We start from the raw sequence: 13,283 nt of genomic DNA on the forward strand, positions 1-13,283 counted from the left end.
ATAATAGGGATATTTCCCATTTGCTAATTTCCCAATTTGCTAATTTGCTAATTATCCATTATTTTTGCGCTTAATAAACATATAAAACCTAATAAATATGAATCCATTCTTCCTCTACATTATTTATGTGATTGCCATTTTTGCTTTGAAAACCTTCGTGGCATACCTTTCATTCAAGATAGATAAAAAGAAAAAATATGCTTTTACAGATCTTTTTATATGGAAAGATGAGCTGTTTGACAGTGCTGTAGTCTCGTTAATTTTTATTCTTATAATGTTGTTTTTTAGTCATATACAGTTTGTAAATGCAATGGCTGTAATAATGTTAGCACTTATTAATTCTTACTATTTTTTGATTGTACCTTTAAGGGCATTATTTCAAAAAAAGAAGTATTTAAAAAATGAAGAAATTGAGTCCTTTTTGCGAAATGAAGGGTATTCGTATCGCATACGCATCATTAAAGGAAAAATTGAAAATGCTTTTGCTACAGGAATTTTCCCGTTTACCAAAACAATCCTTATAGGAGAACCTCTAAGCGAAAAAATGACTGATAATGAACTAAAAGGGGTCGTTTTTCACGAAATAGGACATCTGAAATTAGGACATTTGTACAAAATGTTTTTCCTGAATATGGTAAGCTCTATTATCCTTGTTTTTCTATATGGTTTCTCTATGAAAATTATTGAAAGTCAACATTATAGAGATACGATTATGGAGCCTGTTATGGTAGCGCTAGTGGGGCTCATTTATGGCGTTATTGCTTTTATACTTATCCCGTATTTTTTTCAACGCCGATTAGAATATCAAGCAGATGCATTTGCTGTGAGAAAAGTAGGAGCAGAGCAATACGTTCAAACACTTAAAAAACTCAATGAAATCACTGAAAACAAGATGATGAAAGGAAGTGTAACCCATCCTTCTCTAAAAAATAGAATTAAAAATGCCTATAATACTCGCTAATAATTAGCATCGCGCAATTGACTCATCTGCAAATTGCCAAATTTACTAATTTACTAATTTGCTAATTTGCTAATTATTACTATCTTTGCCCGATTTTATATGGCAACAATAGATTTTAAACATCGACAATCGGCGCACTGTGAAAATGGTGTAGCCTCTAATTTGTTATATTTCAATGGCGTTCAGCTAAGTGAGCCTATGGTTTTTGGTATTGGCTCCGGACTCTTGTTCTTCTATTTCCCTTGGATAAGAGTCAATGAAGCACCCGCTATTAGCTACCGCACGATGCCGGGGCATATCTTTAGTAAAGTAGCTAAAAGATTAGGTTTTAAGGTAAAACGCCAAAAATTTTCTTCCCCCGAAAAGGCACAACAAGCCCTCGACGACAATCTTGCAAAAGGCATCCCCTCTGGTTTGCAAGTAGGGGTGTTCAACTTGCCTTATTTCCCCGATGAATACCGTTTTCACTTCAATGCACACAACTTAGTGGTTTATGGCAAAGAAGACGGCAAGTACCTCATCAGCGATCCGGTGATTCCACACGTTACCACGCTTACCCCCGAAGAACTCACCAAAGTGCGCTTCCCCAGTGGGGTGTTAGCTCCTAAAGGACATTTGTATTATCCCACTCATCTGCCTAAAGAACTTTCATTAGAAAAGGCAATATGGAAGGGTATCAAGCAAACGTGCAGTACGATGCTCGCTCCCGTGCCTATAGTGGGGGTGGCAGGCATCAAGACAGTTAGCAAGGATATACTGAAATGGTACCGCAAGAAAGGTGCAAAAACCACCAATCACTACCTCGCCCAGCTGATACGTATGCAGGAAGAAGTAGGTACAGGAGGGGCAGGTTTTAGGTTTATCTACGGCGCTTTCTTGCAAGAAGCTGGCAAACTCCTGAAAAACGATGCTTTAATAGAACTCTCTAAAGAAATTACCGATATCGGTGATGCGTGGCGCGACTTTGCAGTAGCCATAGCCCGCGTATACAAGAACCGCAGTACCCAAGCCGATGTGTATAACGCCCTCTCACAGCAGTTGTACGCTATAGCCGAGAGAGAGGAAACGTTTTTTAAGAAACTGAAAGCGGTAGGTCGTAGCACGACAAGCAAACATAAATAATACAAATAAACGATATGAAAAAATGCATCATTTTCTTAGCACTATTTTGTTGTTCTTTTAGTTGGGGACAACGGAAAGTAATCTTGGATACCATTCAGAAGTTCATCAAAGCACGTATTGACGACCAAAAAATTAAAGCCCCTGTTGATGATTTTTTTGCTAATTACCTCAGTGCCAAACCTATTAGTGAGGGTGAATTATGGGAAGACAAAGCGGGTATTTGTATGGATGTACTTAATGAGAAAAACCGTGTGGTATATTATCCCGCAAAGTTTGATGTAAGTTCTATCAATATAAGTTTCAATGCTTTTAGCATAGAAGACCAAGAAGACCCTGCAGGAAGAGAACAATATATACAACAATTTCTGAAAAACGAAAGAAGCAAGATACAGAAATCGGCCTACTTTAACCACGTAAAATACCAATATTTAAACTATAAGACTAAGAAATTTGAAATTAATACAGGTGATATTTTGATTGAAAATAAACGCCATAGTACTTTTTTTAGAAGCAAAGGCGACTATGTTTATGGATTAGCCGTAGCTAATACACACCTCCGCAATATGGGTAAGGCTATTTTCAAATTGTATATCTTTGATAAAAAACTACTTTCTCCTGAAGCCCAAAGTGAAATTCAGCAAAAACGAAACACCTCTTCTACAATTGACAAAACCGATTTCCCTCTGTATCACAACAAACGTATAAACGAATTAATTACGCTGCTCAAAGACCTTCTCAAAAGCGACCCTACCTATAAAAAAGACCAAAAACTGGTAGATATTTATAACAAACTGAAGGAAGAAGAACCTTTAGATAGAGAGAATATTAGGTTAGTACAAAATGACCTTGTTTACCTCGCTGATTTGAAAATAAAAGAAACCTCAGAAAATAAGTGGTATGTATATGACCTGCGCAATATCGCCCATTTGGCAGCCCACTCATTAGCTGATATCTACTATGGTAATAAGGACTACCCAATGGCTGAAAAGTATTTCTTGAAAGCCTTGTACGATACCCCTTATGAAGACAGAAGTGCTACCACTGTAAAAAAAGATAACGAACGCATTTTCCTTGATTTAGTGGATATTTATGAAGCACAAAACAAAACAGATGCTGCGATTGCTCACTTGTTGCCTCTCTTAGCATCATATTATTATGAAAAGAAAAGCAATGAAAAATTAATAGCTTATATCCCTAATGAAAAATCATCTCACGCTACATTTGAGAAAGATATACGTAAAGCCCTACTTTCAGCACGCACCACTGATGATGGCAATATCGAAATAACGTTTAGAGGACATAAAGTAGCTTTTTGGTATCATAACATACCACAATTTTTAGAGGTAGTGAGGAATGGCGACTTTTATAAAAGTTTGTGATTTTATGTGAGAAAGCAAAAATCAAAAACTTGTAAGTAAAAAATAAATCCTTATATTTGCAGAATTAATAATTTTAAAAAAAACATAATAAAAATGAAAAAGCTGATAAGCGTAACGTTTGTATTATTGCTACTCTGATCAGCAGTTACTTTAGTCTCTTGCGGAAAAGACGATGATAAAAAAGGCGGGAGTGAAGCCCCAGAAGGTACTCGAGAACTCTCCCAAAACGGTATTACTGCCAAAATAGTTCAAGAACGATGGGGAGGAGCTGGTGGTAACACGGTACTATATGTAAATTTGTTATTGACAAAGTCTAATGCCAATGCTAAACCAACAGGAAAAGTTTATATGCAAGCGAGAACTACCGATGGACAAGTTTTGCAATCTTGGAGCAATGGTGTTGAAGGGCAAGGCGCAGAATTTGGAAGTCGTTGGATTGGAAATGAACACCACCTTGAATTTTCATTTGCCCTCCTAAACGGAAAACAAATGAAAGCAAACTCTGTAACCATTTCAAAAATTGAAGTGAACTAAAGTTAAGTGAGGAGTGAAAAGATAAATGAAAACCCAAAGATGCTCCCAAAACTCCGATTTTAAAAACTACTGATTTATAAAAATGAACAAAATCAACCTTTTACTATTGATGTCACTGACGGCTATAAATGGCTGGACTCAAGAACAAACCCTCCAAAAAGGGTGGAAATTTACCCGTGAGGACAAACCGGTGTTCTCACAAACCAATTACAACGATGCTAAATGGCAACGCGTTACCATACCTCACGATTGGGCTATTTACGGTCCTTTTGATATGGAAAACGATATCCAGCGCACTGCCATCAAGCAGGACGGACAAAAAGCGGCTATTGAGCATACGGGGCGCACAGGTGGCTTGCCTTTTGTAGGCGTAGGCTGGTACCGCACGCAGTTCAACGTGCCTGAACTTACGTCCGATAAGCAAGTGTTTGTACAGTTTGATGGGGCGATGAGTAACCCCGAAGTGTTCGTAAACGGACAAAAAGCGGGTGAATGGCACAACGGCTACAACACTTTCTTTTTGGATATCACTCCTTACGTAAAAGCCAATAACAACACTTTGGCAGTGCGCCTCAACAACCTTACCCAGATGTCGCGTTGGTATCCAGGGGCAGGCTTGTACCGCAATGTGCATATTATTACTAAAAACAAGACGCATATCCCTATCTGGGGTGTGCAGATTACCACCCCCGAAATAACAAATAACTTCGCCAAAGTAATAGTAAATACGGAGTTCGTAGCTGATAAGAAGACTTCAGTTGCGGCAGAAACTGTTATTTTCAATAATCAAGGAGAAAGAGTAGCGTATGCTAATACCAAAGCAACTCCTTACACTACCGATAAGATTTCAGCAGAACTGTATATTGATAATCCTCGCTTGTGGGACATCGGCAAGCCGTACCTCTATAAAGCGGTTACCAAGCTTTATGAAGGCGATACTGTAAAAGATGAAGTAACCACTACTTTTGGAGTTCGCTCTATCGAACTCAAGCCTAACGATGGTCTGTACCTCAACGGGCGCAAAATCAAAATACAAGGGGTGTGTATGCACCACGATTTAGGGGCGCTGGGCGCTGCGGTAAACGAGAGTGCTATACGCCGACAAATACAAATGATGCAGGATATGGGGGTGAATGCTATCCGCACTTCACACAATATGCCCGCCCCTGAATATGTCCGCTTAGCCGACGAATTAGGGATGCTACTCGCCGTAGAGAGTTTCGATGAATGGGCTATCCCCAAAGTGGAAAATGGCTATCACTTGTACTTCAAAGAATGGGCTGAAAAAGACCTTGCAAACCTTGTAAAACACTACCGCAACAACCCTAGCGTACTGATGTGGTTCATCGGTAATGAGGTGGAAGAACAGAGTGTAGAAAGTGGCTCGCAAGTAGCGCGCTATTTGCAAGATATCATCAAAAAATACGATACTACCCGCCCCGTGAGCAATGGTATGGATAGACCCCACGATGTGCTTAAAAACAATATGGCAGCAACGATGCAGCTAATGGGGTTCAATTACCGCCCGTTTAAGTACAAAGAGGCTTACCGGAAGTTGCCACAACAGCTTATTTTGGGTAGTGAAACCGCTTCAACGGTGAGCTCGCGCGGCGTGTATAAGTTCCCCGTAGAGCGCAATTCAATGGCTAAATACCCCGATATGCAATCGTCGTCTTATGACGTAGAACACTGCGGTTGGTCAAACTTGCCCGAAGACGACTGGATACATCAAGAGGATTTGCCTTATACTGTAGGAGAATTTATCTGGACAGGTTTCGACTATCTCGGCGAACCTACTCCTTACTATGTAGAATGGCCATCCCATAGTTCCTATTTTGGAGCAGTAGATTTGGCTGGGCTACCCAAAGACCGCTTCTATCTCTACCGCTCGCATTGGAATAAGGAAGCCGAAACCTTGCATATCCTCCCTCATTGGAATTGGGAAGGGCGTGAAGGTGAAACAACTCCTATCTTCGTTTATACTAATTATCCTTCTGCCGAATTGTTTATCAATGGCAAAAGCCAAGGAAAGCGCTCTAAAGACCTCTCTATAAAATTAGAAGAGGAAGAAAAAGACGGCAATCCGTCAGACCTCAATCGCCAAAAGCGTTACCGCCTGATGTGGATGGATACTAAGTACGAACCTGGTACTGTGAAAGTAGTAGCCTATGATGCTAATGGTAAGGCAGTAGCCGAAAAAGAAATACGTACCGCTGGCAAGCCTTATGCTTTGCGCCTTAGCACTGAATACAAAACAGAACTCACTCCTAATAGTAAAGACCTCGCTTTCATCACCGTAGAAGCGGTAGATAAGGACGGCAATTTATGCCCAACAGTGAATGACCTTGTGCAGTTCAGCGTTAAAGGTGCTGGTTTTTATAAAGCAGCTGCTAATGGCGATGCTACTTGCACCGACCAATTCCACTTACCTAAAATGCACCTTTTCAACGGAAAATTAGTGATGATGGTACAAGCAGGAGATAAATCAGGTGTAATAAACATAGAGGCTAAGACTAAGAAATTGAAAGGAAAAATTGATATAATGGTAAGATAACCTCAGTACAACATATTTACTAATTGTTAATTATTAATTGTTAATTGTTAATTGAAATATGAAATCTCTATTTTTATCCATTAGTTTGCTGTTTGTCAGCACCTCATTCGCCCAAAAACTACTCCCTGAAAGAGATGTCCGTCAGCAAGTATTTGCAGGTGAGAAGTTTTTTAAACTCTACACTACCGATGAACCTCTTGACGGAGCTTACAAAGTAGTGATGAGTGGCGGCGCTTATTACGAAGCAACCTTTGTAGAGGGGCGCATCAATGGTGCTTACAAACGCTATAACGGTGAGGGTAAACTCACCGCCGAGGAACACTACAAGAATGGTAAAAACGACGGTACTTGGAAATATTACAACGATAAAGGAAAACTCATATCCCTCAAAAATTACAAGGATGGAAAGCCTTGGGGCAAATGGCAACTCTGGGATGACGATGCCGAGGGGTTGCAATCAGAATCTGATTACAAAGGCGAAAAAAATTACACCCTGCGCATATATTATGACAACGGCAAACTCTCCGAAGAACATACTTACAAAGAAGGTAAAGAAGATGGCTCTCAAAAGTATTACCAAAGGGAAGGCTATTTGTCAAAAGAACTTTTGAAAGAAAACGGTGAGCTCGTTTTGTATAAAACCTATCATTCCAATGGTAAGTTATATTCTGAAATGCCTTATAAGGACGGTAAGAAAAACGGAAAAAGCGTTATCTATTATCCTAATGGTAAGATTACCGAAGAAGGCACTTATAAAAACAACAGAAAAGAGGGCGTTTGGAAATACTATAACCAAGCCGGCCGACTCACCTCTGAAGAAACTTACGACCACGACAATATCGTAAAAACCGTTAATTACAACTAAAAATCCTAACCCCCCTAACCTCTAATAAATTAATTTATTATATGAAACTCAAAAACGCAATCACTCTCAGCGCCGTAGCTTTGACTACAGCCTTCACTTCTGGTAACCTTTACGCTCAGAAGAAAAAATCAAAAACTAAAAAAGCACAAGAAGAGACCGTTATAGGCGTCCAAAGAGGCTCTAACTACGGTGACCCTAAAGATGTAAAAGCCGAAGCAGGTGCTTTTGCTATTGTACCTTTAAAGTACAAATATTTCGGTTTAGAAGAATATATTGATGAGGAAACAATGTTCATCCATTTCTCTAAACACTATGTAGCTTATCTGAACAACCTCAACAAGGCGGTAGCAGGTACTCCTCAAGCACAAATGAGCATCGAGGAACTCCTTCGCACGCTTGATATGAACAATGCAACCTTGCGTAACAATGCTGGTGGTTACTACAATCACAATATGTATTTTGCAGGGATGTCACGCAGTGGCGGAAGCCCTAAAGGAGCCTTAGCAGCCGCTATCGATCGCGATTTTGGCAGCTTTGATAACTTCAAAAAAGCCTTTGCCGAAGCAGGTGCCAAACGTTTTGGTTCTGGTTGGGCTTGGTTAGTAGTCAATAACGGTAAATTACAAGTCGTGAGCACTGCCAATCAAGATAACCCATTGATGCCAGGTTTAGGTGTATCAGGTATTCCTATATTAGCAATGGATGTATGGGAACACGCTTATTACTTGAAATATCAAAACCGCCGTGGCGATTACATCAATAACTTTTTCAACGTAATCGATTGGGATGTAGCCGAACAACTCTATCAAAAAGCAATTACCCCTAAACCCTAATTGCACAAAACATCGTATATTTCCTCATCAAAAGAATCGCTTTTGCGGCTTGCCCCTTCCCTTCGGGAGGGGAACGGGGTAGGCATTCGATAATCAATCGCTTTATGTAGGGGCGTTTTGCAAACGCCCTTATTTCGAACAGCCTCAACGGAAGTAGGCATTTTAAAAGAAGTTGTTGGATTAATTTTTTTTATTTGAAAAATAAGTTGTACCTTTGTAGCATAATTTTAAAAACTTAATAACAATGAACGCAAAACAATTTGAACAAATGAAAAATAGCAAGGGCTTTATTGCAGCTCTTGACCAAAGTGGTGGTAGTACCCCTAAAGCTCTTAAACTCTATGGCGTAACTGAAGACCAATACAGCAACGAGGAACAAATGTTTGACCTCATTCACCAAATGAGAACACGAATTATCAAAAGCCCCGCCTTTTCTCACAAAAAAATTATAGGCGCTATCTTGTTTGAACAAACTATGGATAGACAAATCGATGGTAAATACACCGCCGACTATCTTTGGGACGAAAAACAAGTCGTTCCTTTCCTAAAAGTAGACAAAGGATTGGAACCCCTCGATAACGACGGCGTTCAACTGATGAAACCTATCACAGGACTCACCGAACTATTAACCCGCGCTAACGAACGCCATATCTTTGGAACTAAAATGCGATCAGTGATTAAAAAAGCTTCTCCCGAAGGTATCGCACGAGTGGTTGACCAACAATTCGAGGTCGCTAAGCAAATAATAGCCGCTGGTTTGGTGCCTATCATAGAACCCGAAGTAGATATCAACATCCCCGATAAATCTCCCGCCGAGGCTATCTTGCGCGACGAAATTAGAAAACATTTAGATACCCTCCCCGCCACTGCCAATGTGATGCTCAAACTCTCTTTGCCTACCATCAACAATTTGTACAAAGAGTTTACTCACCACCCCCGTGTAGTGCGCGTAGTAGCTCTTTCAGGAGGTTATCCACGTGAAAAAGCCAATGCCATCCTCGCCGAAAACAAAGGGGTAATTGCAAGTTTCTCTCGCGCCCTTACCGAGGGGCTCTCAGCAACTCAAACCGATGAGCAGTTCAACAACACCTTAGCTCACACCGTCGAAGGAATTTACGAAGCCTCTGTGAAATAATATCAAAACTAAAATAGTAACGCGAATGAAAGAAGCATTAGAACACGACCTCATCACTTTAGCTACCGAAATCCTCGCTAACGAAGGTGAGTGGAACCTCGCTCAACTAAACAAACAAGCTCACAAAATTACCGAGAAAATCGCTATTCTCACTTTTGTGGAAAAATACTATCAAACACTTGGAGCTTCAGAAGACCGTATGCACCGCACTATGCGAAAAGTATCCGATTTTATCGATGAAAATCAAGAAGAAGATATCTTTGATATACAAGTAGAAGCTTCCGAAGTGCACCCTCTCACTGCCCCTGAAACAGCCGCTAAAGAAACTCCTAAAAAAGAACCCGCTTCTCAACCTGCCTTTGTAGCAATGGAGCCTGCCCCTATCACAAAAGAGGAAAAACCAGCTCCTGCCGAGAAACCTATTGTTAAACGCATTTTGCAAGAGGAATCCTATTCAGAACCTAATTGGGCAAAACCAACAAGTCGATTACAAACTGCAACAGCCGATCAACCAATTGAAAAACCTCAACCAATTGAAAAACCTCAACCAATTGAAAAACCAAAACCTGTCGAAACTGCTGCAGTAGCATTTGAAATCGAGCAACCCGCCATCGAACAATCTGAACAGTTTATCCAGCAACCTCAGTATACTGATGAGCAACGCCTCCTCAAGCAAACTCCTTCCTTAGAAGAGTTCATCTCTCAAAGCAAAAACACTGTTTTCGATAAAAAAGATACTACCGATGATGTGAAACCCACACAATCACTCAATGATAAGTTTGGAAAAACTCTCCAAATAGGTTTGAATGATAAGTTAGCCTTTGTGCAAAGACTCTTCTTCGGTAGTGAAAGTGAGTATAATAAGGTAGTAAAACACTTGGGCGAATTAAACTCTATGCAAGACGCCGTTCTCTATATCGAGCAACAAGTAAAACCTACTTACAACTATTGGAAAGGCAAAGAAGAGTACGAACAACGCTTCCTCGACCTCGTTCTTAAACGTTTTGAAGTCTAATGAGCAAACTCTATTTGATTCCTACCCCTATTGGAAATTTAGAGGATATAACACTGCGTGCCCTCAATTTACTCAAAGAAGTAGATATTATCTTAGCCGAAGATACTCGCACCAGTAGCAAGCTCCTCAAACACTACAATATTCGCACCCCTATGCAAAGCTACCACCTGTTCAACGAACATAAGGTGGTAGATAGTTGGGTGCAGCGTATCAAAGGAGGAACAACTGTCGCCCTCATTACCGATGCCGGTACCCCTGCCATTTCCGACCCTGGATTTCTGCTCTCTCGCGCTTGTATTGCTGAGGGAGTGGATGTGGAATGCTTGCCAGGTGCTACAGCTTTTGTCCCCGCCTTAGTAAATAGTGGATTGCCCAACGACCGCTTTGTGTTTGAAGGTTTCCTACCCGATAAAAAAGGTCGCCAAACTCGACTCTCACAGCTCGCCACCGAAACCAAAACAATGATTTTCTACGTTTCCCCTCACAAACTCCTCAAAACCCTCACCGATTTTATCGCTACTTTCGGTGCCAACCGCCCCGCAAGTCTATCGCGTGAACTCACCAAAGTCCACGAGGAAACCAAACGCGGAACCCTCCAAGAATTATTGGATTTTTATAAAGATAAAAACGTAAAAGGTGAAATAGTGATGATTGTTTCAGGTAATAAGTAACAAGTAACAGCTAACAGAATCACTTTTGCGTCGCTACATTCCCCCTCTTTGAGGGGGGTAGGGGGGAGGTTTTATCGTAGAGGCTTGCGTCACTACATTCCCCCTCTTTGAGGAAGTCCGTGAGAACGGAGTATGTGGTAGTGGGGAGGTTTTCTGACAGAGGTACTCTAATAAATATCAACCTATAAAAACTATGAATAACCTTATTCCTTACAATCCTAAATTAAGAGAATTCGCCCGATTTTTGCGCAATAATAGTACTTTCCCAGAGATACTTCTATGGAAAGAAATTAAAAATAAATCCTTAAGAGTAGAATTTAAACGACAAGTCCCTATATTAGAATATATTGTCGATTTCTATTGTCAAGAATTAAAGTTAGTTATTGAAATAGATGGTCATATCCACGATTTTAGATATGTAGAAGATAAAAATCGACAAAATCAAATGGAAAAATATGGATTAACTTTCATTCGTTTTTCAAATGAGGAAATTAAAACAAATATGTTTAGTGTAGTGTTGTCATTGGAAAGTAAAATAGAGGAATTAAAACGAGAAAATTTTATTAGATATTATTCAAAAAATGCTTTTATTATCTATAGAAACCTCAGGACTTAACTGTTCTGTAGCCTTGTCAAAGGATAATCATATTCTCGCTGAAAAGTCCGAGAATACGGGTAAATTCACTCACTCTGAGAATCTACACCTCTTTATAGAAGCCGTGATGCAACAAGCCTCATTGCCCCTCACCGCCTTAGATGCAATAGCGGTAAGTGCTGGAGCAGGTTCATATACCGGTTTACGCATAGGAATTGCTACTGCTAAAGGTCTCTGTTTTGCCTTAGAGAAACCCCTTATAGCAATTCCTACCCTCCAGATTCTCGCTCATCAAGCCCAAGCCGATTGCATTATCGCAATGCTCGATGCCCGCCGTATGGAAGTGTATAGTGCAGTCTTTAATAGCCAATATGAGTTCGTAACCCCCACCGAAGCCAAAATCCTCGATGAACACAGTTATCAAGAAGAATTAAATAAAGGAAAAGTAACTTTCTTAGGTGATGGAAGTAATAAATTCGCTGCTATTTGTAAACATCCCAATGCCGTTTTTATTCCCAATGCTTTTCCTCAAGCCAAAGATATGCTCCCTTTTGCTATCGCAAAATACAACGCTCAAGACTTTGAAGATATTGCTTACTTCGAACCTACCTACTTAAAATAGACGTTTTTTGTTAAAATTGTTAATTATCATAGCTACAAATTTGCTAATTGGCAAATTATTTATACTTTTGTGCCTTAAATGAAAGTAATTACACTCATCAAAGCAGCGCGACTCCGCACTTTGCCCCTTTCAGTAGCAGGAATTATCACAGGGAGTGCGTTAGCTTATCGCTATGACCCTTCGGCGTTTAGCTGGCAAATATTCGCTTGGGCATTGCTTACAACTATACTGTTTCAAGTGCTTTCTAATTTTGCTAATGACTATGGCGATGGTGTGAAAGGCACTGATAATGAACATCGTTTAGGGCCTCAGCGCGCTTTACAAAGCGGAGCTATAAGTCGCTTGCAACTCAAGCGCGTTATACTCATTACCGCAGGACTCTCTATACTCTCAGCATTAATACTTATCTACTTAGCTTTTGGTTGGGAAAACCTGCTCTATATAGTGATATTCTTTGTGTTAGGATTATTGTGTGTAGTAGCAGCTATCAAATACACAGTAGGAAGTTCAGCTTATGGCTATCGCGGTTTAGGCGACCTCTTTGTGTTCGTATTCTTTGGATTGGTGAGCGTGGTAGGCAGTGAGTTTCTCTACTCACAAACCCTCCAATGGATTACTTTTCTACCTGCTATCTCTATAGGATTGTTAAGTGTAGCAGTGTTGAACCTCAACAATATGCGTGACTACGAGAACGACCAGCGTTCAGGCAAACACACTTTAGTAGTGAAAATGGGAATTTCGCTTGCTAAGTACTATCATTACTATTTAGTAGTGTTGGCAATGCTTGCCCTACTCAGTTTTTCAGTACTGCGCCTGCAAATGCGTTGGGAATTGCTCTATCTGTTAGCTTTCTTTCCTTTGGTGGTACATTTGCTTTCAGTAAAGCGCAACAACGATCTTAAGCTTTTGGATAAAGAACTAAAAGTAGTCGCTCTGAGCACCTTTTTGCTCTCAGTACTCTTTTTTATAGGAATATATATCAGTAAATAAAATACTC

Annotated in this window: 13 protein-coding genes; all 13 read left to right on the forward strand. The window is 40.2% G+C overall.

Annotated elements, in window-relative coordinates:
* Positions 1 to 97: 97 nt before the first annotated feature.
* Positions 98 to 961: a M48 family metalloprotease gene (locus I7X29_RS04630; protein WP_198473021.1), complete on the forward strand. Its 864-nt coding sequence runs from the start codon at positions 98 to 100 to the stop codon at positions 959 to 961.
* A gap of 99 nt (positions 962 to 1,060) precedes the next feature.
* On the forward strand, positions 1,061 to 2,083 hold the full coding sequence (locus tag I7X29_RS04635; RefSeq protein ID WP_198473022.1) for a BtrH N-terminal domain-containing protein: 1,023 nt from the start codon (positions 1,061 to 1,063) through the stop codon (positions 2,081 to 2,083).
* Positions 2,084 to 2,097: 14 nt separating this feature from the next.
* Complete coding sequence (locus I7X29_RS04640) at positions 2,098 to 3,462, forward strand: tetratricopeptide repeat protein (RefSeq protein ID WP_088593071.1); 1,365 nt, start codon at positions 2,098 to 2,100, stop codon at positions 3,460 to 3,462.
* 297 nt (positions 3,463 to 3,759) lie between these two features.
* Positions 3,760 to 3,996, forward strand: a complete 237-nt coding sequence (locus I7X29_RS15330) for a hypothetical protein (RefSeq protein WP_225883663.1) — start codon at positions 3,760 to 3,762, stop codon at positions 3,994 to 3,996.
* Between the two features lie 82 nt (positions 3,997 to 4,078).
* Complete coding sequence (locus I7X29_RS04650; RefSeq protein ID WP_198473023.1) at positions 4,079 to 6,550, forward strand: DUF4982 domain-containing protein; 2,472 nt, start codon at positions 4,079 to 4,081, stop codon at positions 6,548 to 6,550.
* A 58-nt stretch (positions 6,551 to 6,608) separates the two neighbouring features.
* Positions 6,609 to 7,415 carry a toxin-antitoxin system YwqK family antitoxin gene (locus I7X29_RS04655; RefSeq protein ID WP_198473024.1) on the forward strand — a complete coding sequence of 269 codons (807 nt, stop codon included), beginning with the start codon at positions 6,609 to 6,611 and terminating at the stop codon, positions 7,413 to 7,415.
* Positions 7,416 to 7,456: 41 nt separating this feature from the next.
* Positions 7,457 to 8,248 carry a superoxide dismutase gene (locus tag I7X29_RS04660; protein WP_225883664.1) on the forward strand — a complete coding sequence of 264 codons (792 nt, stop codon included), beginning with the start codon at positions 7,457 to 7,459 and terminating at the stop codon, positions 8,246 to 8,248.
* Between the two features lie 244 nt (positions 8,249 to 8,492).
* Positions 8,493 to 9,383 (forward strand): fructose bisphosphate aldolase, encoded by an 891-nt coding sequence (locus tag I7X29_RS04665; RefSeq protein ID WP_088593061.1) that lies wholly within the window; start codon positions 8,493 to 8,495, stop codon positions 9,381 to 9,383.
* 25 nt (positions 9,384 to 9,408) lie between these two features.
* Positions 9,409 to 10,398 (forward strand): hypothetical protein, encoded by a 990-nt coding sequence (locus tag I7X29_RS04670; RefSeq protein ID WP_198473025.1) that lies wholly within the window; start codon positions 9,409 to 9,411, stop codon positions 10,396 to 10,398.
* Complete coding sequence (gene rsmI, locus I7X29_RS04675) at positions 10,398 to 11,069, forward strand: 16S rRNA (cytidine(1402)-2'-O)-methyltransferase (RefSeq protein WP_198473026.1); 672 nt, start codon at positions 10,398 to 10,400, stop codon at positions 11,067 to 11,069. Before I7X29_RS04670 ends, rsmI begins: the two co-directional genes overlap by 1 nt.
* A gap of 193 nt (positions 11,070 to 11,262) precedes the next feature.
* On the forward strand, positions 11,263 to 11,685 hold the full coding sequence (locus I7X29_RS04680) for an endonuclease domain-containing protein (RefSeq protein WP_198473027.1): 423 nt from the start codon (positions 11,263 to 11,265) through the stop codon (positions 11,683 to 11,685).
* Complete coding sequence (gene tsaB / locus I7X29_RS04685) at positions 11,651 to 12,286, forward strand: tRNA (adenosine(37)-N6)-threonylcarbamoyltransferase complex dimerization subunit type 1 TsaB (protein WP_009412793.1); 636 nt, start codon at positions 11,651 to 11,653, stop codon at positions 12,284 to 12,286. Before I7X29_RS04680 ends, tsaB begins: the two co-directional genes overlap by 35 nt.
* 78 nt (positions 12,287 to 12,364) lie before the next feature.
* Positions 12,365 to 13,276, forward strand: coding sequence for a 1,4-dihydroxy-2-naphthoate octaprenyltransferase (gene menA / locus I7X29_RS04690; RefSeq protein WP_009412792.1), 912 nt, complete (start codon positions 12,365 to 12,367; stop codon positions 13,274 to 13,276).
* The last annotated feature ends 7 nt before the right edge of the window (positions 13,277 to 13,283 follow it).

This window comes from Capnocytophaga periodontitidis, from assembly GCF_016126015.1.
GTDB lineage: Bacteria > Bacteroidota > Bacteroidia > Flavobacteriales > Flavobacteriaceae > Capnocytophaga > Capnocytophaga periodontitidis.